Raw genomic sequence first — 22,177 nt, 5'->3', positions numbered from 1 at the left:
GTGCCACAGATCCCGTCTTTCCAAAAGAAAAGAGCGGGCACAAGGCCCGCTCTCAACTTCAATCGACAGATGTCGATTAGAAGGACATTGCGATCCCGAAGGAAGCAGTCGTGAAGTTGTCGTCTTCGGCCGGGTTCCACAGGGACGCAACACCGGCTTGCAGCGATGCGCCGCCGCCGAGGTCGTAGGAAACGCCGATACCGTATGCGGTGCCGTCGATGTCACCCATGTCGGTGTTGTCGAGCTCAACCTGGTTCACAGCGAAGGTCACTTCGTACATGCCGAGGTCATATGCGCCGGACAGGCCATATGCTTTGGCGTCTGCGTCGAAGTCGTTGGTGTGATCTGCGTAGACAAAGTCCAGATCGAAGCCTGCGAAGGAGCCACCGATGGTCGCACCCCAGGTTTCACCACCGCCGGGAGTACCCGGAGTGCCGCCAACTTCAGAAACTTCACCGGTGACAAGGTCTGCAACGAGGTCGCCGTCGGTAGCACCGATGATCACTTCGTCAACCGACACGTAGGACAGGCCAACGTTGAAGGTACCGAAGTCATACTCGGCAACTGCGCCGAAGTCTTTCTCGTGGGAGTGCGCGGTCGCGGTCAGGGACAGACCACCAAAGGTGCCCTGGTACATGATGTTCGCTGCGCCGCTCTCGTCCGAGTTGAACAGGTCGGATGCGTTCACGAAGAGGATTGCGTCGATCAGGTTGTCAACGCCTACACCGTCGTAGCCGGGGTCACGGGTGTTACCGAAGCCAGCGGCGTCGGGTGCGACGTCGAGTGCGCCAACGGTCAGGGTGCCGAAGCCGGAAGTGATGAAGATTTCCGGGTCGATCGACTGAGCGTTCTGGTTGCCTTCGCCGTCGGAGTCGGACTCGAGCTCAGCGCTCATGCCGAAGCCCAGACCGCCATCGGTTTCGCCGGATGCGGAGAAGTCGAACTGGAGTTCGTAATCCAGGAACAGCTCTTCGGTTGCGTCCGAGTCGGTGGTACCAACGCCAGCGTTGGGATCAGCGCGATCTTCGATATAGATGACGCCGAACTGTGCGGAGCCACCCAGGGTCACGTCGGCATAAGCAAAGCCGGACGTGGCAACCAGGGCGGTAGAAGCGATGAGAAGCTTTTTCATCGGGTTTCCCTCGTGTGTTAACAGTGCACCCCAGCGCAGTGGATCCGGCTGGGTATGCTTCTCTTTCCGTTGTTCGAAGTGTGATTGCAAGAAATGCCAAATTGGCCAATCCGTTCTGCGAAGTGATTGGTGCAACAAAGACACAGTGATGGCAGGGGCCGGTTTCGCACCGTTCTGAGCGGAACTTGGCGTGGTCGATCTTGCCATGCCGAAGGGCAGGGCGAAACGCCTTGTGAGGTGCCGGGGCCTCGGGTAAGACAAAGGCCGAAGTTCACGGTCACCTGCGGGGGGACGCAATGATTTATCCGGGTTTGCGGGCCTCTGCATTGGCACTGTCTCTGACGGTGGTGGCGGCCTGTAGCGGCTTTGACAGCCTCGGGCCCAGCGCGCCCCGGGAAGACTTGCCCACGAATATCGACGATGTCTCCGGGAGTGACGGATCTCTCTGGGATCTGTTCGATGCGCGGGATGACCCCAACACGACCGTTGAGGTGAACAAGTATATCTGGGCCGCATCGCTCGATGTGCTGGATTTCATGCCCGTCGAAGCCGTGGATCCCTTCACAGGGGTGATCGTCATGGGCTTTGGGACGGCACCGGGGTCGAGCCGGGCCTATCGTGCGACGGTCTATGTGCAGGACCCGGCGCTGGATGCCCGTTCCCTGCGGGTGGCGCTTGCGACGCGCAATGGACCGGCCTCCGTGGACACTGTCCTGGCGGTCGAGGATGCGATCCTTACCCGGGCCCGTCAATTGCGGCTGCAGGACAGCCAACTCTGATCACGGATCGAGACTGGCCCAGTCGCGGGCCCAGCCCCGCGCGTCATCCAATTGATCCCGCTTGAATTCCTTCACCTGCAGATGGGTGAGGGCATCGGCCATGCGCGCAAAGGGGCTGAACCAGGTCATATCGGTGACGATCGCCACCCGGCGGAACTCGGACCAATGGGCGATGTCGAACTTCAGCCCGTCCCATAGCGTATCGAGGTCGAACCCCTCGAAACTATCGATCACCTCCACGAGGCTCAACGGACCACGGTCCAGCTCGGCTTCGATCTGCGGCAGGATCGCCTCGAAATCGGCATGGGTGATTTTGCCCGAGACGGTCAGTTCGACCACGCGGGCCCGGCTGTCTGCGGAATAGTGGACGGTCATCGCTTCCTCCCTGACGTGACATGCTCCATCGGCCCAGTCTATCGCGTGGATGCAGCCCCGTCAGCGTGACCTATCGCCTGCGCTTCCATGCGCGGCGCCCGCCAGTGGTCTTGCCGTGAAACTCGGGCGGTCGCTTGGCGATCCACGAAATGAAGCGCGCCAGATGCGGATGGGCGCGCAAGGCGTCCATCGTGGCATAGCTCCGCGCGAGATCGGCCTCGCTCAGCACCGCGTGGATTTCATTATGGCAGATCTGGTGCAGAAGGACCGTCGGCCCGCCTTTGCCGCCGCGCAGTTTCGGCACGAGATGATGCAGGCTCTGGGGCGCTTGGGGCGGGATCGGGCGCGCGCAAAGCGGGCAGATCGGGTCATCCTCACGCATGGAACGGCTCCCCTCTTGTCTGCCACAAATCTGGCGCGTCGGCGGTCGCTGGCAAGCTTTCCGGCGCGGAGGGGTTGATTTCACTGCGCCCGGGCGGGATGGAGGCGGCATGACACACGCCCTTTCACCCGCGGGATCCTCCCGATGAGCCGCCCCGATGCGCTGGTGATCGGTGCCGGGCCGGCCGGGCTCATGGCGGCAGACGTCCTGTCTGCGGCGGGAAAGCAGGTGCTGGTCGTGGACCGGATGCCCAGCCCCGGGCGCAAGTTCCTGATGGCGGGCAAGAGTGGGCTGAACCTGACCAAGGTCGAACCGCCCGAGGCGTTTGCGACGGCCTATGGCCCGGCGCATACGTGGCTCGCGCCCATGCTCGCGGCCTTTGGTCCCGACGCGGTGCAGGATTGGGCGCGCGGCTTGGGGCAGGAGGTGTTCACGGGCTCCACCGGGCGGGTCTTTCCCAATGCGATGAAGGCCTCACCCCTGCTCCGCGCCTGGCTCGCGCGGTTGCAGGCGCAGGGCGTCACGTTGCGCACCCGCTGGCGCTGGACAGGTTGGGCCAAGGACGGGGGAGTGTCCTTCGAGACCCCGGATGGGCCTCAGCATGTGGCGGCGCAGGCCGTGATCCTCGCCCTCGGCGGGGCGAGCTGGCGGCGGCTGGGCTCTGACGGGGCCTGGGTGGATTGGATCGGGGCGCCCTGTGCCCCCTTCGCCCCGGCCAATGTGGGGATCGCGCGCCGCTGGTCGGACCATATGCCCGGGCATTTCGGCACCCCTCTCAAGGGGATTGCCATGCAGGCCGGTGCGCTGCGCTCGCGCGGTGAGGTGGTGCTGAGCGCGCGGGGCATCGAGGGCGGCGGCATCTATGCCCTGTCCCCGGCCCTGCGGACGGGCGCGTCGCTGGTCCTCGATCTTTGCCCCGATCTCACGGCGGAGGATCTGGCCCGGCGCCTGGCCCGGGTGCCCCGCAAGGCAAGTATCTCTGCGCGGTTGCGCAAGGGGGCGGGGTTGACCCCGGTCAAGATCGCGCTTGTGCAGGAATGCGCCCGCCCCCTGCCGACATCCCCCGAGACGCTGGCCGCGCAGCTCAAGGCGGTCACGGTCGCGCATGACGGCGCCCGTCCGCTGGACGAAGCGATTTCGGTCGCCGGGGGGCTGCAGGCGCAGGCGCTGGACGCGCAGCTCATGCTGCGGGATCGGCCCGGGGTCTTCGCCTGCGGCGAGATGCTGGACTGGGAGGCGCCGACCGGGGGCTACCTGCTGACCGGGTGCTTCGCCACCGGGCGCCGGGCGGGGCAGGGTGCGCTGCGCTGGCTGGATCAGGCGGCCTGCGAGGTCCGCTGATAGGCGGAACGCGCGCGCATCCGTGTGTGATAGGCATCCAGCGGTGCGGGCAGCGGGTCGAACTTCGCCATCAGCGACCAGCCCATGCAATGGGTCAGAACGAAATCCGGCACGGTCATCTCGTCCCCCATCAGGAAGGGGCGCTCCCCGCATTCGGCCGCGATCCGCTTGAGATTGCGGGCGAATTCCCGCTTGAGCGAGGGTTTGACCTCGGGCACCCGCTCCCCCTCGGGCAGCACGAAGGAATGGCGCGCCGCGGCCCAGACCACCGCGTCCAGTTCATCGAGGATCCGGTAGAGCCACGCATCCTGACGGGCGCGTTCGACCGACCCGGCGGGGGCGGTCATCGCGCCATGGGCGTCGGCCAGGAAGGTGAGGATCGCACTGCTATCGGTGATCGCGGTCTCGCCCACGGTCATCGCGGGCAGCTTGCCCGTCGGGCTGATGGCGCGGATCTCGGGGGATTGCGGGGCAACGGGGTTGAGCGTGTAGGGCACGCCCAGCTCTTCCAGCATCCAGATCACGCGAAAGGCCCGGCTCCGCGGGCTGCCATAAACGGTGTAGTCGGACATCGGAGGACTCCTCGCGGGGCTATCGTTGTGCGCCGAGCATGGCGAGCCGGATCAGGGCCCGTTCCATCACGGCCATTTGTGGCGCCTTCTGGGAGGAGCGCAGGGTCAGGTCGGTTTCCGTGATGATGCCGAGCGCGGTCTCCAGCCGCATGGCGCCCCAGCTTTGCGCCTGGCGGATCATGCGGTTGCGCGCAGGGCCAAAGACCGGGGGGCGTGCGCGCGAGATGCCCGCCGCCGGGCCGCCCGGGTCGATCGCCGCCGTGTAAAGCCGCCGGAAATGCTGGGCCGTTCCGATGCACAGCCGCACCGCGCCCTCCCCCTGATCCGAGAGCCGCGCCACCAGCGGCGCGATCCGCTGCAGATCCGCCTCGGCCACCGCATGCAGCAGGGTGTCGAGCTCCGCCTCGGTGGAGGCGGGCGCGACGGCGGCGACATCCTCGGGCGTGGCGGGGCTGGGGTCGCCATGTTTGTAAACGGCCAGTTTCTCGATGATCTGCGCCAGATCCCCGGGATCGACCGCGCGCGCGAGATCATTGAGATCGGTCATCCCCTCGCGGCTGATCTCGCCCAGACCCGCGCTGCGCAGCATCGCCTCGATCTCGGCCCGGTCGGGCGGGTCGTCATAGATCCCAGCGGCATAGGCGTTCTTGTGCCCCTCGAAGGTCTTGCGCAGGCCCGAGCGTGCGGCGAGGCTGCCCGCGGTGATCACCAGCGTGGCGTCCCCGGGCTGAAACTCCGCAAGGGCGGCAGTGATGGCCGGGGCGGCCTGCTCGGTTGCGCCCTCCACATGGACGGCGCGGGGGCCGGGATACATGCTGATTGCCTTCATCGCATCCATCAGGGCTGCCGGGTCGCGCCGCAGATCCGCGCCCGCGATCCGGGTCAGACGCATCTCCTCGTCGCCCTGGGGTCCCACCAGCGCTTTTATCAGGGCCTGCCGGCGCAGGGACACCCGCATGGCGTCGCCGCCATAGAGCAGCACGCCGGCCCGGTCGGGTTCGGGGCGGGCGACATAGCCCGCCAGATCCCGGGGAGACAGCTTCACAGGGCGAGGCTTTCGGGCGACGCCATGAGACGGGTGACCACGAGATTGGCGAGGTTGATCATCAGCCGGGTGCGGGCATCGCGCTCGGCGGTCAGGGTGCTGACGGTGGTGCCCGTGGCGGAATAGGAGGTGAAGCTGTCCACTTCCCCCGCCAGCAGCACGCGGTTGTCGGCGAGGCTGCGAATGGCGAAATCCGCTCTGCCGATCAGGTTGAACCGGGTGATGTCGCGCGAGCCCACGATCGACAGGGATTCCTCATCGACGCTCGGGGTGATGGTCAGCCCATAGATCGGTGCCGTCGGGCGGCCCAGCCGCTGCTCGATCTGGCGGACGATGTCGAAACTGTCCTCATTGGTCGGATCGTCCATCCGGACCGTGCCCTGCAGGTTGGTCGCCTCCGAGCCCGGGGCATAGACCGGCGTGAAGCCGCAGCCCGCAAGGGCGGCGGCGGGCAGGGCCAGCAAGAAGGTCCGACGATCAGATAACGACATTCACGATCCGGCCGGGCACCACGATCAGCTTCTTCGGCGTCCCCCCGGCGAGCGCCTTGACCACAGCATCATCCGCCAGCGCGCGCTTTTCAACCTCGTCCTTGGGCAGATCCTTGGCCACCACGAGCTCTGACCGGCGCTTGCCGTTGATCTGGATCGGCAGGGTGACGGTGTCCTCGACCAGAAGGGCGGGATCGGCAACGGGCCAGGGGGCCTCGGCCACAAGGCCGGTGCCACCCAGCATGGACCAGACCTCTTCGGCCAGATGCGGGGTCATCGGCGACATGAGCTGCGCCATGATCCGCAGGGCGTCGCGTCGCTCGGCGTCGGGGGCCTTGGATTTTTGGATCGTGTTGGTGAACTCATAGAGCTTGGCCACGGATTTGTTGAAGGCAAAGCCCTCGATCCCCGCGGTGACCTCGGCAATGGCGCGGGCAGAGGCCCGGGCCAGAGCCAGCGACGCCGAGGCGGCTCCCGCAGGGGGCTCCGAGGCGTCGCTCCCCCTCAGCTCATTGGCCATCCGCCAGACCCGGCTCAGATGCTTGAAAGCCGCATCCGCCCCCGAGGCGGTCCATTCCACATCCCGCTCCGGCGGGCTGTCGGACATCACGAACCAACGCGCGGTATCCGCCCCATAGGCCTCGATGATATTGACCGGATCCACCACGTTCTTCTTGGATTTCGACATCTTGGCCGAGGGGATCACCTCGACCGCCTCGCCCGTGGCGCGCAGCACCCGCGCCTCCACATCCACATCCTCGGGCAGGTGATAGACCGGCCGCCCCGCATCGTCGCGGGTCATGTAGATCTCGTGGGTCACCATGCCTTGGGTGAAGAGCGCATTGAACGGCTCGCTGGCCTTCTCGGGCAGATGCCCGGTGATCTGCATCGCCCGGGCAAAGAACCGCGAGTAAAGCAGATGCAGGATCGCATGCTCCACCCCGCCGATATACTGGTCCACATTCATCCAGTACTCAGCCTCGGCCAGATCCGTCGGCGTCTCGGCCCGGGGCGCGGTGAAACGCGCGTAATACCACGAGCTGTCCACGAAGGTGTCCATCGTGTCGGTCTCGCGCTTGGCCGGGGCGCCGCATTTCGGGCAGGCCACATCGCGCCAGGTCGGATGCCGGTCCAGCGGGTTTCCGGGGATGTCGAAACTGACATCTTTGGGCAGCTCCACGGGCAGGTTTGCCTTGGCCTCGGGCACCACGCCGCAGCTCTCGCAATGTACCACCGGGATCGGACAACCCCAGTAGCGCTGCCGCGAAATGCCCCAGTCACGCAGGCGGAACTTGGTCACGCCCGTGCCCCAGCCCTGCGCCTCCACCCAGTCGATGGTGGCGTCGATTGCCTCTTGCCCCGTGGCCTCGCCCAGCCCCGCGAAATGGTCCAGCCAGCGCACCTTCTCGGTCTTGGGCGGCACAAAGGCCGTGTCCGTGACCGGCGCACCGTCGTCCAGGGCGAGGAAGGTGTCGATCACCGGCAGGTCGTATTTCCGCGCGAAGTCCAGATCGCGCTGGTCATGGGCCGGGCAGGCAAAGATCGCGCCGGTTCCGTAATCCATCAGGATGAAATTCGCGACCCAGACCGGCAGCTCCCAGTCGGGATTGAGCGGATGCCGCACCTTCAGCCCGGTGTCGAACCCGCGCTTCTCGGCCTGTTCCAGATCCGCTTCGGAGGTGCCCAGCTGTCGGCATTCCGCGTTGAAGGCGGCCAGCTCGGCATTCTCGGCCTCCAGCGCCTTGGCCAGCGGGTGATCCACCGAGATCCCCACAAAGGACGCCCCCCTCAGCGTGTCGGGCCGGGTGGTATAGACCTCGATCTTGTCCTGCCCGCCCGCCGGGGCTGTCAGGTCGAAGGCAAACTGCAGCCCGCGCGACTTGCCGATCCAGTTGGCCTGCATGGTGCGGACTTTTTCGGGCCAGTCGGTCAGACCGTCCAGCGCCTCCAGCAGTTCCTCGGCCATGCCGGAGATGTTGAAGAACCACTGGGTCAGATCGCGCCGCTCCACCGGCGCGCCCGAGCGCCAGCCCTTGCCGTCGATCACCTGCTCATTGGCGAGCACGGTCATGTCCACCGGGTCCCAGTTCACCGTGGCGTTCTTGCGATAGACCAGAGCGGCCTCCAGCATGTCGATGAATAGGGCCTGCTGCTGGGCGTAGTATTCCGGATCGCAGGTGGCGAATTCCCGGCTCCAGTCGATGCTCAGGCCGAGGGGTTTCATCTGGTCGCGCATCACGGCGATGTTCTGATAGGTCCACTCCGCCGGATGGCCGCCACTGTCCATGGCGGCGTTCTCGGCGGGCATCCCGAAGGCGTCCCAGCCCATGGGGTGCAGCACGTTATGGCCCGTGCTCATCTTGTAGCGCGCCACCATGTCGCCCATGGTGTAGTTGCGCACATGCCCCATATGGATCCGGCCCGAGGGGTAGGGGAACATCTCAAGCACGTAGTATTTCGGCTTGTCCGTATCCGGCGTGGCCTGAAAGGTTCCGGCCGCATCCCAGGCCGCGCGCCATTTCGGCTCGATCTGGGCAGGGTCGAAGCGGGCGGGCGTGTCGGTGGTGGGCGTGTCTGGGGCGGACATGGGCGGACGGCTTTCGTGCAAAAGGGCGCGCAGAGGCGCGGTCGCGGTCGGTGTACCGCCGCCTGCCGCCAAGGTCCAGATCAGCCGCGCGTTAGTCCCGGCGTCGGCGATCCATCTCACCCTTGATGTTGAACAGGTTGTTGGACAGCTGCCCGGGCCGGGTCAGCGTGCCAAGCTCGATCACGGTCCGCTCGCCTGCCTCGCCGGTGATCACCCAGCGGCTGAGCCGGGTGGGACCGGGGGCGAATTGCAGGGCGATCTGGCCATATTGCGGGTTTTTCGGATCATGGGCGAAGACCGTGGTCAGCTCCCCGTCGAGCCGGTGGGCAAAGATCGCATCGGACCCGGCCAGATCCACATTGCGCGACAGGATTACCGACAGGGGCGTGCGGCGCAACGGATAGCTCTCGGGCGTCGGGTCGCCCTTGTCGTCGAAGATCGCGACCGTGCCGCCCCCGACCATCACAAGCGCCTCGGCGGGCGGGTCATACTCGAACCGGGCGCGTCCGGGGCGACGCAGAAAGAGCGTACCCGTGGAGGTCGAGCCATCGGCATTGCGCTGAGTAAACGGGGCCTGCGCCAGATCGAGCCCGCGCAGATAGGCAGAGATCTCGCTCAGCGGGATCAGCCCGCCGCTCTGGGCGAGGGCCGGGGTAGAGAAGGACGGGGCCAGAAGGCCGGCAAGGGCGAGGGCGGTAAAATCGCGGCGTTTCATGGGATGGTATCTAGGGGCGGGCGGGCCGCTATGCCATAGCCACCGGGTCATGCGGGCGAGACCCAGCCGATCCCGGGCGCGACCGCGCGGGGCACATGTGTCCCGCGCCATGCGGAACAGGGCCACGCGATCCAGAGCCCCGACGTTCAGGGCCTTGGCGTTTCAGACAGGGGTTTGCCATTCTTGAAATGGCGAAAGCGTAGACGGCTCTGCAGTCGATCGGCGGGAATCAATCGCTCTGTGCGGGCTACCGGGGCGGGGACTGTATCGCCGCCGATGGTCAGCTGGCGATCGTTTGTGACGAATCCACCTCGTCGGACACGGGGTCATTGTCGTTGAGCTCGACAATCGTGGGCGCGGTTTCCGCCTTCAGCGCTAGCTGGAACCCGCCGGAGCCTTAGGCGCTGTCCCCATGCTCATCCGGCAGCCCCTGAACGAAAAGATCGGCGGAACAGGCATAGGGACACAGCATCGGTCCCGGCCCTTATGCGCGCCGGGACAAGGGTCAGATCAGCCCTGTTCCGGCACCAGAATTTCGCGCTTGCCCACATGGTTCGCGGGGGAGACGAGGCCTTCATCCTCCATCTGCTCCACAAGGCGCGCGGCCTTGTTGTAGCCGATCGCGAGTTTGCGTTGGATGTAAGAGGTCGAGCATTTGCGATCCTTGATCACGATCGCCACCGCCTGATCATAGAGCGCGTCTTCGCCATCGGTGTTCCCGCCGAGACCCAGCACCAGATCGATGTCATCGGCCTTCTCGTCATCCACGCCCTCGACCACGCCGCTCATGTATTCCGGCGGCCCGAAGGATTTCAGATGGGTGACAACCTCTTCCACCTCTTCGTCCGACACGAAGGGCCCATGCACACGGGTGATCTTCGACCCGCCCGCCATGTAGAGCATGTCGCCCATGCCCAGCAGCTGTTCGGCGCCCATCTCGCCAAGGATCGTGCGGCTGTCGATCTTCGAGGTGACCTGGAACGAGATCCGGGTCGGGAAGTTGGCCTTGATCGTGCCGGTGATCACATCGACCGAGGGGCGCTGCGTGGCCATGATCAGGTGGATCCCCGAGGCGCGCGCCATCTGCGCCAGACGCTGGATGCAGGCCTCGATCTCCTTGCCGGCGACCATCATCAGGTCGGCCATCTCATCGACGATCACGACGATATAGGGCAGGGCCTCGGGCATGTTCTCTTCGGTCTCGAAGACCGGTTCGCCGGTTTCGTCGTCAAACCCGGTCTGGACCGTGCGGGTGAACATCTCGCCCTTGTCGAGCGCATCCTTCACCCGGCCGTTATAGCCTTCGATATTGCGCACACCCATCTTGGACATCTTGCGATAGCGCTCTTCCATCTCGGCCACGACCCATTTCAGGGCGACCACCGCCTTCTTGGGGTCGGTCACAACCGGGCTGAGCAGATGCGGAATGCCGTCATAGACGCTGAGTTCCAGCATCTTGGGGTCGATCATGATCAACCGGCATTCCTCGGGGCTGAGCTTGTAGAGCAGGCTCAGGATCATCGTGTTGATGGCCACGGATTTGCCCGAGCCCGTCGTCCCCGCGATCAGAAGGTGGGGCATCTTGGCGAGGTTCGCCACCACCGGCTCACCGCCGATATCCTTGCCAAGCGCGAGTGGCAGGCGCAGGTTGCTGTCGCCGAAATCGCGGGCGCTGAGGATCTCGCGCAGGACGACCTTTTCGCGCTGGGCATTGGGCAGTTCGATCCCGATCACCGAGCGCCCCGGCACGGTCGACACCCGCGCCGACAGCGCCGACATCGACCGCGCGATGTCGTCCGACAGCCCGATCACCCGGCTGGCCTTGAGGCCCGGCGCAGGCTCCAACTCGTACATGGTGACCACGGGGCCGGGGCGGACGCTGACGATCTCGCCCTTCACCCCGTAATCATCGAGCACCGACTCGAGCATCCGGGCGTTCTCTTCGAGCGCCTCGTCACTCAGGTGCAGCCGCTCGATGCTCCGCGGGCTGGTCAGCAGCGACAGGGGCGGGCTTTCATACTCCGCCACTTCCTTGGGTTCGAATTGCAGGGCGGGCTGAGCCTCGGCCTGGGCGGCACGCGAGGGTTGCGGCGCCTTGCGCGGCGGGTGCTGAACCACGGATTTCGGCTCCGGCGTGCGCGGGCGCTGAAAGATCGGCGCGGTCCGGTCGAGAACCGGGGCCGCGCGGGGCTGCACGATATCGGAGGTGGCCAGATCATCCTCCGGCTCGGGCGCGTCGGAGAGCGCGTCGGGCCAGTCCTCGTCGATCTCGTGCGGGGCGGGGTCCATGTCGTCGGCCATGGGCGAAGTGTCGAGATCCTCGGGCATGTCCCAATGCGCGTCCGCGGTTTCGACCGGCGCGGCGCTCCGGCTGGTCAGGGGCGGCTCGGCAGGCAGGATAGCGGCCGGGCTCGCCTCGGGTGTGACGGGCGGGGCCTTGGGCAGCATCAGACTGCGTCCGGAGACGCGATTGCGCCGACGGGTGATAGCATCGGTGATCGCGGCTGAGACACGGTCCGGCTCGCTCGGCGGGACATCCGCGTCCAGCGGTTCCGGGTCGACCAGTTCCGGCGTGGGCAGGGCCAGCGCGCGGGCCTTCACCCGGGCCAGAAGGCTCGGCTTGGCCAGCGGTTCGGGCATCTCGGGGGCATATTCCGCGGCCTCTTCGAACGCGTCCTCCTCAACCAGCATCTCGTCTTCGCGGCTCAGCGCAGGCTCGGCGCGCAGCACGCGGGCGGGCGTGTGGCCCGAGATCACCGGATCGTTGCGCACGGCGGCAATCGCGGCGGCCTTCTGCGCGTCGCGATCCGCGGCACGATCCGCCGCGCGGGTCTTGTGGGCCTGCCAACCGGCCGATCCTGCCGCCACTGCGCCGGAGCCCGCCCGGCCCAGCAGGCGCAGCACGGCCTCATAGACCGTCACCAGCCCGATCAGGAAGAACACGGCCATGCGGCGCAGCTCGTCACGGACAAACCCGGCGACATAGGCGACCAGCCCGAGCGATAGCACCGCAAGGGTCAGCGAGGTCAGCTTCAGCGCCAGACCGGGGGCGATGGGCGACACGCCCAGCACCGCGCCCAGCACCGTATCGCCAAAGAGCCCGCCCAAGCCAAAGGAATGGGTCCAGTCCGGCCCCGGCACCAGTGTCGCGGCATAGACCGCCACGGCGGCCACGGCGATGGGCGCGAAGATCATCCGCCCGACGAAGCGGTCCGCCCCGCGATGGAGCATGAACCGCCCGCCCCAGAGCGCGAGGATGACCACCAAGGCCCAGGAACCCTGTCCGATGATGATGTTGAGCGGTGCGGCGATGGTCGCGCCGGGGCGGCCCATCCAGTTCTCGGCGGGGGCCTGGCTCGTGCTCATCCAGCCGGGATCGTCCGGGACATAGCTCGCGAGCGACAGGGCCAGCGCGAGGGCCATGGCCACAAAGGCCACGCCCAGAAGCTCGCGCCCGCGTCGTTCCAGCGCGGCCTGGGTGTTGGTGTCGAGCAATGGGTCTCGTTGACGGAGGGGTTGGTAAGCCATCGACGCGCTCTCCTCAGGAATACAGACAATCGCGAATGTGGATCAGGCCCCGATCCACATCCTCGGCGGGCGCGACCAGCGCGACCCGGATAAAACCCTTGCCGGGATTGCCGCGATCGGTGTCGCGGCTGAGATAGGCTCCGGGCAACACCCGCAATCCGGTCTCGGTCCAGAGCTTCAGGGCCGCTGCCTCGCCATCGGGGACGGGCAGCCACAGAAAGAACCCGGCAGAGGGGCTCACATAGGCGGGCAGGTCGGCGAACACCGCATCGGCCCGGTCGAACTTGGCGGCATAGAGCGCGCGGTTCTCGACCACATGGGCCTCGTCGCGCCAGACCTTGGCGGCGACCGCCTGCAGCGGGCCGGGCAGGGGCGCACCGGCATAGGCGCGCAGCTTCTTCAGCTCGGCCATGGCCCGGGGACCCCCGGCGGCAAAGCCCGAGCGCAGGCCCGGCAGGTTCGACCGCTTGGACAGGGAGTGAAAGATTACCACCCGGTCCGGGTCCACACCCATCTCGGTCGCGATCTGCAGCGCGCCGGGGGGCGGCGTGTCGCGATAGACCTCGGAATAGCACTCATCGGCGAAGACATAGAAATCGTGCTTCTCCGCCAGCGTCAGCAGCGCGCGCCAATACGCGGCATCCGCCACGGCCCCCTGCGGGTTCGAAGGGGAACAGACATAGGCGATGGCGGTCTGGTCGAGCTCGGCCTCCGACAGGGTCGTGAAATCCGGCAGGAACCCGGTGTCGCGGGTGGCATTCACGAAAAGCGGCTCGGCCCCGGCGGCCTTCGCGCCCACGGCATAGACCTGATAGAACGGGTTGGGCATGGCGACCCGGGGCGTGGCGCCGGCCTTGCGATCCGGGCAGAGCGCAAGGCAGGCCGCAAAGAGCCCCTCGCGCGTGCCGTTCAGGGCGAGGATTTGCGTGGCGGGGTCCACCGTGACACCGTAGCGCCCCGCGATCCAGTCACCAATCGCCGCCAGAAGGTCCGGCGATCCGTCATTGGGTGGGTATTTGTTGAAGAGCGGCATCGCCTCGGCCAGCGCCTCGGACACGAAGGCCGGGAACGCGTGCTGCGGCTCGCCAATCGACATGGCGAGGGGCGCGCCGCCCGGCGCGTGGGAATCCAAAAGCGCCCGCAAACGCGGGAACGCATATTCCGGAAGCGTCGAAAACCGCTCGGGAAAATCCATAACTGCCTCAGTGTTCGGGGTCTTTTGCCCCTTATTCCGAGCAGATTAGCCTGCGCGCCCGGCGCGGTCCACGAAAAAGGCGGCTTGGTTGCGGCCTGTTGCGGCTTTGCCCGGACGCGGCGCGGCGGGGTCTCAGGCCAGGGCGGCCTCTGCAGCCTGACCGAGCCGCAACAAGGCCGCCTCGGCAAAGGGCTGGCCCATGATCGAGATCCCGCAAGAGGGCACGCCCGTTGGCAGGCTCAGCGCGCAAACCCCCATCAGATTGCCGATCCGCGTGTTGCGCAGGGCCATCAGGTTCTCCTGCACGTAATAGGCGTCATCGGTCATCAGCCGCCCGGCATCGGGGGGCAGGATCGGGGCCGTGGGCACAAGTACCCCGTCGAATTGGCGCGTTCGCGCCGCCCAAACGGTGCGCAGCGCGCGCAGCTGGTTCCAGCCCGCCACATAGGTCGGGGCATCAATTTCCTTGCCGCCGCGGAACCGCTCGAGGATCGGGGGAAACATCTTCTCCGGCGCGGCTTCGATGGTCTCGGACCAGTAGCCATAGCCCTCGGTCGCAAAGAGCACGCCGGACAGGGCCATCGCCGTCGGCACCTCATCGGCTGAGATCTCGGTGATCTCGGCCCCGGCATCGGCCAGTTTCGCAACCGCCGCGTCGAAGGCCGCCTGCGGCTCGGGCCGGATCCCGTCGAAGGCCACGTCGCGCAGGATGGCCAGGCGCGCGCCCTTGATCCGGGCGCCGCGCAGATCCGGGGCCCGTGTCCCGCCGAGGGCGCCGAGAAAGAGGGCCGCATCCTCCACCGTGCGGCAGAGCGGGCCCACCGTGTCGAAAGAGGCCGCCAGCGGCACGACACCCCCGAGCGACAAGAGCCCCGAGGTCGTCTTGAGTCCCACGAGGTCATTCCAGGCCGAGGGGATGCGCACGGATCCGCCCGTATCCGAGCCCATGCCCGCCGCCGCGAGCCCGAAGGCCACCGAGGCCGCCGCCCCCGACGAGGACCCGCCGGGCACCGCATCGGGGTCGTTCACGCAAGGCGGGGTCGCGGTGATCGGGTTCAGCCCGAGCCCGGAAAAGGCCAGCTCGGACATATGGGTCTTGCCGAGACAGACCAGCCCGGCGGCGGTAGCATTGCGCAGCACGTCGGCATCGCGGGTGGGCACGCGCCCGGCCAGCAGGGCCGAGCCCGCCTCGGTCCCGGCCCCGGCCGTGTCGAACAGGTCCTTCCACGAGATCGGCACCCCGTCGAGCAACCCGAGCCGGGTCTGGGACTTGGCGCGGTCATGGGCCGCCACGGCCTCGGACAGGGCGCGCTCGGGCGTGGTGCGGGCGTAGATCCGCGCGCTTTCGGGCGCGGCGGCAATCGCATCGAGATAGGCCTCGGTCAGGGCGACCGGGTCCAGCGTGCCCTCGCCAATCGCGCGCCCTTGCTCCGCTGCGCTCTGCGTCAACCAATCCTTGTGCACACCCTCACCCTCCGACAGAGACGTTTCGCCGCGAAGCTATCCGCTGCGCGCGCAATGGACAATCGCCGGGTCGGGCGCATATCCATGGGCATGGCACAGAGCGAGAGCGATATCCTCATTGTTGGCGGCGGGCTGAACGGCCCGACCCTGGCCCTGGCGCTGGCCCAGGCCGGTCTGCGATCCACGGTGATCGACGCGCTGCCCGTGGACCGCCGGGCGGATCCGGGCTTTGACGGGCGCAGCTATGCGCTGGCGCTGGCCTCGCAACGCATGCTCCGGGCGCTGGGCCTCTGGGGCGCGCTGGCGGATCGCGCGCAGCCCATGCTGCAGATCAAGGTGTCGGACGGGCGCGCGGGCGAGGGGGCTGCCCCTTGGTGGATGCATTTTGACCATGGCGAGATCGAAGAAGGACCCATGGGGTTCATGGTCGAGGACCGCTTCCTGCGCCGCGTCCTGCTGGAGGCGATGGAGGCCGCGCCGGAGATCACCCACCTGTCCGCGACACGGGTCATTGCGCAGGACAGCTCGGCCACCGGCGCGTCGGTGACGCTCGAGACCGGCGAGACCCTGACCGGACGGCTTCTGGTGGGGTGCGACGGACGGTCGAGCGGGACGGCGCGGCGCGCCGGGATCTCGCGGACGGGCTGGGGCTATGACCAGACCGCGCTGGTTTGCGCCATCGAGCACGCGCTGCCCCATGAGGGCTGCGCGCACCAGTTCTTCATGCCCGCCGGGCCGCTCGCGATCCTGCCTTTGCCGGGCAATCGCAGCTCGATCGTCTGGTCCGAACGCACGGCCCAGGCGCGCCAGATCGCAGCGTTGGACGACGCCGCGTTCCTCGATGCCCTGCGCCCGCGCTTCGGGGATTTTCTGGGCGAGATCGCATTGGCCGGGGATCGCTTTACCTATCCGCTGGGCCTGACTCTGGCCAATGCGCTGGTGGCGGAACGGCTGGCGCTGGTGGGGGATGCCGCCCATGGGGTGCATCCCATCGCAGGGCAGGGGCTGAACCTTGGCTTCCGGGATGTGGGCGCGCTGGCCGAGACCCTGATTGACGCGCAGCGCAGGGGCGAGGATTTCGCCGCCCGCGACGTGCTGGAGCGGTATGCCCGCTGGCGGCGGCTCGACACGGCGACGCTGGCCGTGGCGACGGATGCGGTCAACCGGCTCTTTTCGAACGACAATCCCCTGCTGCGCCTCGGGCGGGATCTGGGGATGGGGCTGGTCAATGCCCTGCCCGGCGCGCGCCAGCGCTTCATCCGCGAGGCGGCGGGGCTGACGGGCGATGTCCCCAAGCTCCTGCAGGGGCGCGCCCTCTGAGGCCATGCGCCTAGACTGTCAGACGGTCCATCAGCGCCGCATGGAGCACCGGGTTCGCGGTCACAACCCCATCTGTCTGCGCATCGATGCTGTTGAACCGCAAGGGCGCGCCGGTGCGGTCCGAGCTCTGCCCTCCGGCCTCTTCGGCGATCAGGCTGCCTGCGGCGATATCCCATTCCCAGCTCTTGCGCAGGGTCATCATCGCATCGAACCGCCCCTCGCCGATCAACGCCAGCCGATAGGCCAGCGAGCTGCGGAAATGCCGTTCCAGCCCCGGTGCCTGCCCGCCCCAGTGGCGCGGATCGAAGGTCGGTTTCGCCGCCAGCATCGCCGCCCCCGCGATCTCGCGCCGGGGCGAGATTGCCAGCGGCGCGCCGTTCAGCGTCGCGCCCTGTCCGGCGGCGGCGGCATAGAGTTTGTCGCGCAAAGGCAGGTAGACCACCCCGGCAGTCACGCGCCCGTTTTCGACCACCGAGAGGGCATGGGCAAAGGTCCGTTGCCCGGCCATGTAGGATCGCGTGCCATCGATGGGATCGACGATGAACACCCGCGCGCGGTCCAGCCGGTCCGGCGTATCGGCGGTCTCCTCGGACAGCCAGCCATAATCCGGGCGCGCCGCCAGCAGCTCGGCATGGAGCATGCGGTCTACGGCCAGATCGGCCTCGGTCACCGGGCCTGCGCCATCGGGCTTTTCCCAGGTCTCGGGGGATTGGCCCCAGAACCGCTCGGCGATCTCGCCAGCGGCCCTTGCGGCATCGATCAGAAGGTCGAGGTCACGCACCGGCAACCGTCAACCCTTCGACGAGGAGGCTGGGCACCACCCGGCTGAGATGGCCGCGCGCGTCATTGCCCGGCACCAGTGTCCGCAGCATGTCGCGCAGGTTTCCGGCGATGGTGCATTCGTTGACCGCATAGGCGATCTCGCCATTCTCGACCCAATAGCCGCTGGCCCCGCGCGAGTAATCCCCGGTGGTCGGATTGATCGACGCGCCGATCATCGACGTCACCCAGAGACCGGTGCCCATCTCGCGGGCGAGCTCGGCGGCCGACTGCGTGCCCGGGGTCAGCGTCAGGTTGGTCATGGCGGGCGAGGGCGGGCCGGAGGTGCCGCGCGCGGCACTGCCGGTGCTCGGCATGCCCAGCTTGCGCCCGGTGGCCAGGTCGAGGGTCCAGCCCTGCAGCACGCCGTTTTCGACGATAACCCGGCGGCGCGTGGGCAGGCCCTCGCCATCAAAGGGGCGCGAGCCGGACACACGCGCCCGGTGGGGATCCTCCACTAGGCTGAGCGCGGGGGGCAGGACCTCCTCTCCCAGCGCATCGAGCAGCCAGCTCGATCCGCGGGCGATCGCACTGCCGCTGATCGCGGCCACGAGATGGCCGATCAGCCCGCTGGAAATCCGTTCGTCATAGAGCACCGGGAAGGCCCCGGTCGGCGGCTTGCGCGCCCCGGCCCGGGCGAGGGTGCGCTCGGCGGCCAGCGCGCCAACCTCTTCGGGCGGGGGCAGATCGACCTGGAAAATCCGGCTCTCGCCCGCGTAGTCCCGCTCCATCTCCGTGCCGGTGCCGGTGATCGCCACGACCGACAGGCCCCGATCGGTGCGTGCGAACCCGCCAGAAAACCCGGCGCTGGTGGCCAGATGCATCTGGCGCCGGCCATAGCCTGCGCTGGCGGACTGAACCTGACTGATGCCCGTGACATCCCGTGCGGCGGCCTCGGCGCGGCGGGCGTCCTCCTCGAGCTGGTCGGGCGCGGGTTCGTCGGTCGGGTCCTGCAGCTCCAGCGCGGCGACATCCCAACCCCGCGCGAGCTGATCGGGATGGGCGAGCCCGATATGCGGGTCATCCGGAGCCTCGGCGGCCATGGCGACCGCGCGTTCGGCCATCTGGCGCAGGGTGTCGGGTTTGACATCCGAGGCCGAGACGATGGCCTGTTTCTGGCCGATCAGGACGCGCAGGCCGAGATCGACACCTTCGGAGCGTTCCGCCTGTTCGAGCTTGCCCGCGCGGACATCGATCGACAGGGCGGTGCCCTCGACCGCGACGGCATCCGCATCCTCCGCACCGGCCGATTTGGCAGCAAGCAACAGGGCTTCGGTCAGATGGGACAGGTCTTGGGGCATGGATCTCGCTCGCGCTGGGGTGCCACAGACCTAGGCCGCGCCTGCCATGGGTGCAAGCGCGGACCCGGCAATGATCTCAGCGCAGGCGCATTCCATTGGCGATCACGCCGCCATCGGCGGTGAATTCCAGCTCGGACTCCAACGTATCGGGCTCCGCCCCCGGACGGGCGACCACACCGAGCATCATGCGCGCCCCGATCAGGGCCTGATTGTCAAAGAGGCCGATATCGGCCAGTCCCTGCAACAACCCGTCCATGCCGGCGAGGGTGATCGAGACCTCCCCGATCAGGTTCGGGAGCGCGGGCATGCCGCCAAACTGCGGTTGCATACCGAGAAACTCCAGCGCGCCCGTGGCGTCGAGCTGCGCGCCGGCGAAATCCAGAACGAATTGATTGATGGTCATGCTGCGCGGTTCCATCGCCTGGAAGCTTTGCTGACCACCGGGCAGGATCTGCTCGCGCAGTTCGGCTGTTCCGTCGAGATCGACCGCGAGCCGCGCTGGATCGCGGGGCAGCACGCCATTCGGGTCAAAAAGTCCCCAGGTCGCCTCACCTAGCGTGAAATTCTGGAGATCGAGGTCGAGGGCGAAAGGGTACTCGCCCGAGGGCTGGTTGGCGGGCAAGGTGGCGTCGAGGCTCAGGTTCTCCGCAGCCCAGTTGATGGGGCCGGGCAGTCCCTCTCCGCGCATGTCGAAGCCGATATCGGAGGTCGCGCTGGCAAACCGGGCCAGTCCGTCATTGGCCGACATCCGACCGCTGCCGACGCCTCCGGTCAGCGCCAAGGTGCCTGTTGAGACGGTTGCGCTGCTGGCCACGCCCAGCGAGAAGGCGCCGTAATCGATGGCCAGATCGAAGTCCGGCAAGCCTTCGATGGCCTGCGCAATATGGGTCAGAGGCCCGGAGGAGGCTGTGACGATATCCGAAATCTCGTAGACGACCTCCAGCTCCTGACCCGTGTCAGCATCGGTGGCATTCATGCTCACGGCGAAGCTGTCTGCGGTGCCGGTGCTGTCTGTCCGGCTGTCGCCGAGGGTCGTGCGAAATGCCAGCCCCTTTGCCAGGACTTCAATCTCGGGGATCTCGGGGACGTCCGTGGGCTCAAGGATCCGCAAGCCGCCGCTGGTCGCAGTGTAGCGGAGGCTGAACTCCGAGCCGGACTCCGTCGCGACCATATCGAGATCGGTCGAAAAGACGTCGAACACGAGCCGCTCCACCCCGAAGCTTGCCTGATCCTGAAACTCGACAAGGATGCTGTCCGGAAGGTCGATCCTGACCGATCCGTCCGCCTGCTCGGTCAGGGTCATGACCTCGATCAACATCGTGTTCGACCCGACCCCGTCCACGGAGCCGGACAGGGTCAGCCCATCAAGGGTCAAGCTGCCGGGGCCCGGGGTTTCGGACGCCGCGCTGAGTGTCTGGCCTGTCTCTGCAACGGTTTCCTGAAACTTCGACCAGACCTCTTCGGCGGTCAGGCTCCAACCGGCTGCGGGCGTGAGGGCTATGGCGAGAGCGGCGGTGCGGGCGAGGGTGGCGGAGACTTGGGACGGCGTGTCTGCGATGACCATGATGGGCCCCCATGTAAGATACACAAAAAATTACTTTCTTTGTTTCCGCCTCTCCGTATACGGTCAAGTGCGGAAGGGACGGGAGTGGCACAATATACGAAAGGTTTGCCGCGACCCATGCAAACAATTTCAGGAAAATCTGTTCTGATCACCGGCGCCAGTACGGGCATCGGCGAATCTGCCGCGCGCGTTTTCGCGGCGGCCGGGGCGCATGTCGGGCTCTTGGCGCGCAATGCCGAGGCCTGCGCCCGGATCGCCGATGAGATCGGGGAAAACGCCCTTGCCCTGCCCGGGGATGTTTCCGACCCCGACGCCCTGCCTGCGGCGGTGGCCGCGATGCGGGCCCGGTTCGGCACGCTTGATGTGCTGATCAACAATGCCGGGGTGATCACCCCGATCGCGCCGCTGGATGCGGCGGACCCTGCGGATTGGGGCAAGCTGATCGATATCAATCTCAAGGGTGTCTTTTACGGCATGCGCGCCGCGCTGCCGGCGATGAAGGCACAGGGCGCGGGCACGATCATCACCATCAGCTCCGGCGCGGCCAGCCATCCTCTGGAAGGCTGGAGCGCCTATTGCGCCTCCAAGGCCGGGGCGGCGATGCTTACCCGCTGTGCCCATCACGAAGCTGCCGCGAGCGGCGTTCGGATCATGGGGCTGAGCCCGGGCACCGTGGCCACGGACATGCAGACGGTGATCAAGGCGTCGGGGATCAACCCGGTGAGCCAGCTCGACTGGTCGGTTCATATCCCCGCCGAATGGCCCGCCCGGGCCCTGCTGTGGATGTGCAGCGCGGAGGCGGATGCATATCTCGGACAGGAACTCTCCCTGCGCGACGAAGAGCTACGACAGAAGATAGGATTGATTGCCCCATGATTACCACGACGATGGATGGGGCCCAGTGCACCATCATGCTGGACCGCCCGGACAAGGCCAATGCGCTGACGGCGGAGATGCTCGAGATGCTCGAGCGCGCCCTGAGTGAAGCCGAAGCCGCCGGGGCGACGGTGCTGATCCTGACCGGGGCGGGCAAGGTGTTCAGCGCCGGTGCCGATCTGGACGCCGCGCGCAATGGCAGCCTGACCACCGATGCCGTGTGGGAGCGCGTCTCGACCCGCATCGCGCGCTATCCGGGCCTGACCATCGCGGCGCTGAACGGGACCTGCGCGGGCGGGGCGCTGGGCATGATGCTGGCCTGCGACCTGCGGATCGCCGTGCCCCATGCCAAGGTGTTCTACCCGGTGCTGAAAAACGGGTTCCTGCCGCAGCCGTCGGATCCGCGGCGCCTTGCGGCGCTATGCGGATTGAGCCGGGCCAAGATGATCCTGCTGGGCGGGGCCAAGGTGCCGGCCGAGACGGCGCTGTCCTGGGGGCTGTTCGACGCGATTGCCGAGCCCGACGCCCTGATGGAGACGGTGCAGGCCCATACGGCGGATGCGATGACGGCCACGCCGGCCCTGCTGGCGCAGATCAAGGCGCTCTGCCATGGGGAAGGCCCCCGGCGCGACATGCCGGGTCCGAGCCCGACCCCCGCAACGCAACTCAACCCGCACCCGCAACAGGCGCG

18 protein-coding genes and 1 pseudogene are annotated in these 22,177 nt (G+C 67.2%); 5 read left to right on the top strand and 14 right to left on the bottom strand.

Features of this window, described 5'->3' with window-relative positions; all coding sequences use genetic code 11:
* Nucleotides 1-76: 76 nt before the first annotated feature.
* Complete coding sequence (locus ACP150_RS13235; protein ID WP_424967127.1) at nt 77-1,132, bottom strand: porin; 1,056 nt, start codon at nt 1,130-1,132, stop codon at nt 77-79.
* Between the two features lie 296 nt (nt 1,133-1,428).
* On the opposite strand from ACP150_RS13235, the gene ACP150_RS13230 reads away from it, so the two are divergent.
* Nucleotides 1,429-1,911, top strand: a complete 483-nt coding sequence (locus tag ACP150_RS13230; RefSeq protein WP_424967126.1) for a DUF3576 domain-containing protein — start codon at nt 1,429-1,431, stop codon at nt 1,909-1,911.
* Here ACP150_RS13230 and ACP150_RS13225 read toward each other — a convergent pair whose 3' ends face one another.
* Together ACP150_RS13225 and ACP150_RS13220 are read right to left on the bottom strand one after the other, a co-directional pair.
* Nucleotides 1,912-2,286, bottom strand: a complete 375-nt coding sequence (locus tag ACP150_RS13225) for an STAS/SEC14 domain-containing protein (protein WP_424967125.1) — start codon at nt 2,284-2,286, stop codon at nt 1,912-1,914. It abuts the gene before it with no gap.
* A 70-nt stretch (nt 2,287-2,356) separates the two neighbouring features.
* A complete protein-coding gene (locus ACP150_RS13220; protein ID WP_424967124.1) occupies nt 2,357-2,668 on the bottom strand; it encodes an HNH endonuclease in 312 nt (103 codons plus the stop codon).
* A gap of 144 nt (nt 2,669-2,812) precedes the next feature.
* On the opposite strand from ACP150_RS13220, the gene ACP150_RS13215 reads away from it, so the two are divergent.
* Entirely contained in the window at nt 2,813-4,009 is a 1,197-nt protein-coding gene (locus tag ACP150_RS13215) for a TIGR03862 family flavoprotein (RefSeq protein ID WP_424967123.1), read from the top strand.
* Here ACP150_RS13215 and ACP150_RS13210 read toward each other — a convergent pair.
* The 8 genes from ACP150_RS13210 to ACP150_RS13175 all read right to left on the bottom strand — a co-directional run bounded on the left by ACP150_RS13210 (nt 3,985) and on the right by ACP150_RS13175 (nt 15,606).
* Nucleotides 3,985-4,581 (bottom strand): glutathione S-transferase family protein, encoded by a 597-nt coding sequence (locus tag ACP150_RS13210; RefSeq protein ID WP_424967122.1) that lies wholly within the window; start codon nt 4,579-4,581, stop codon nt 3,985-3,987. The two genes, ACP150_RS13215 and ACP150_RS13210, sit on opposite strands and share 25 nt — an antisense overlap.
* 19 nt (nt 4,582-4,600) lie before the next feature.
* Nucleotides 4,601-5,626 (bottom strand): DNA polymerase III subunit delta, encoded by a 1,026-nt coding sequence (gene holA, locus ACP150_RS13205; protein WP_424967121.1) that lies wholly within the window; start codon nt 5,624-5,626, stop codon nt 4,601-4,603.
* Entirely contained in the window at nt 5,623-6,117 is a 495-nt protein-coding gene (locus tag ACP150_RS13200) for an LPS assembly lipoprotein LptE (protein ID WP_424967120.1), read from the bottom strand. Before ACP150_RS13200 ends, holA begins: the two co-directional genes overlap by 4 nt.
* Nucleotides 6,104-8,704, bottom strand: coding sequence for a leucine--tRNA ligase (gene leuS, locus ACP150_RS13195; protein WP_424967119.1), 2,601 nt, complete (start codon nt 8,702-8,704; stop codon nt 6,104-6,106). Before leuS ends, ACP150_RS13200 begins: the two co-directional genes overlap by 14 nt.
* Before the next feature lie 91 nt (nt 8,705-8,795).
* The gene (locus ACP150_RS13190) at nt 8,796-9,419 is read right to left on the bottom strand and encodes a LolA family protein (protein ID WP_424967118.1); all 624 of its coding nucleotides are present in this window, start codon (nt 9,417-9,419) and stop codon (nt 8,796-8,798) included.
* 510 nt (nt 9,420-9,929) lie between these two features.
* On the bottom strand, nt 9,930-12,947 hold the full coding sequence (locus ACP150_RS13185) for a DNA translocase FtsK (protein WP_424967117.1): 3,018 nt from the start codon (nt 12,945-12,947) through the stop codon (nt 9,930-9,932).
* Nucleotides 12,948-12,960: 13 nt separating this feature from the next.
* A complete protein-coding gene (locus tag ACP150_RS13180; RefSeq protein WP_424967116.1) occupies nt 12,961-14,142 on the bottom strand; it encodes an aminotransferase class I/II-fold pyridoxal phosphate-dependent enzyme in 1,182 nt (393 codons plus the stop codon).
* A 132-nt stretch (nt 14,143-14,274) separates the two neighbouring features.
* The gene (locus ACP150_RS13175) at nt 14,275-15,606 is read right to left on the bottom strand and encodes an amidase (protein ID WP_424967115.1); all 1,332 of its coding nucleotides are present in this window, start codon (nt 15,604-15,606) and stop codon (nt 14,275-14,277) included.
* Nucleotides 15,607-15,660: 54 nt separating this feature from the next.
* On the opposite strand from ACP150_RS13175, the gene ACP150_RS13170 reads away from it, so the two are divergent.
* Nucleotides 15,661-16,926, top strand: a complete 1,266-nt coding sequence (locus tag ACP150_RS13170; protein WP_424967114.1) for an FAD-dependent monooxygenase — start codon at nt 15,661-15,663, stop codon at nt 16,924-16,926.
* 10 nt (nt 16,927-16,936) lie between these two features.
* Here ACP150_RS13170 and ACP150_RS13165 read toward each other — a convergent pair whose 3' ends face one another.
* The 3 genes from ACP150_RS13165 to ACP150_RS13155 all read right to left on the bottom strand — a co-directional run bounded on the left by ACP150_RS13165 (nt 16,937) and on the right by ACP150_RS13155 (nt 20,610).
* Nucleotides 16,937-17,713, bottom strand: coding sequence for an inositol monophosphatase family protein (locus ACP150_RS13165; protein WP_424967113.1), 777 nt, complete (start codon nt 17,711-17,713; stop codon nt 16,937-16,939).
* A complete protein-coding gene (locus ACP150_RS13160) occupies nt 17,700-19,046 on the bottom strand; it encodes a TldD/PmbA family protein (protein WP_424967112.1) in 1,347 nt (448 codons plus the stop codon). Before ACP150_RS13160 ends, ACP150_RS13165 begins: the two co-directional genes overlap by 14 nt.
* Nucleotides 19,047-19,122: 76 nt before the next feature.
* Nucleotides 19,123-20,610 carry a DUF2125 domain-containing protein gene (locus ACP150_RS13155; RefSeq protein WP_424967111.1) on the bottom strand — a complete coding sequence of 496 codons (1,488 nt, stop codon included), beginning with the start codon at nt 20,608-20,610 and terminating at the stop codon, nt 19,123-19,125.
* Between the two features lie 117 nt (nt 20,611-20,727).
* Between ACP150_RS13155 and ACP150_RS13150 the strand changes: the two genes are divergently transcribed.
* On the top strand, nt 20,728-21,486 hold the full coding sequence (locus ACP150_RS13150; protein WP_424967110.1) for an SDR family oxidoreductase: 759 nt from the start codon (nt 20,728-20,730) through the stop codon (nt 21,484-21,486).
* Nucleotides 21,483-22,091, top strand: a pseudogene (locus ACP150_RS13145) (enoyl-CoA hydratase/isomerase family protein); the annotation flags it as partial. The gene ACP150_RS13150 and the pseudogene ACP150_RS13145, both read left to right, overlap by 4 nt.
* Nucleotides 22,092-22,177 lie beyond the last annotated feature (86 nt).

It is taken from the genome of Dinoroseobacter sp. S375 (assembly GCF_049800775.1).
GTDB lineage: Bacteria > Pseudomonadota > Alphaproteobacteria > Rhodobacterales > Rhodobacteraceae > Dinoroseobacter.
This window is presented reverse-complemented; position numbering and strand designations above follow the sequence as displayed.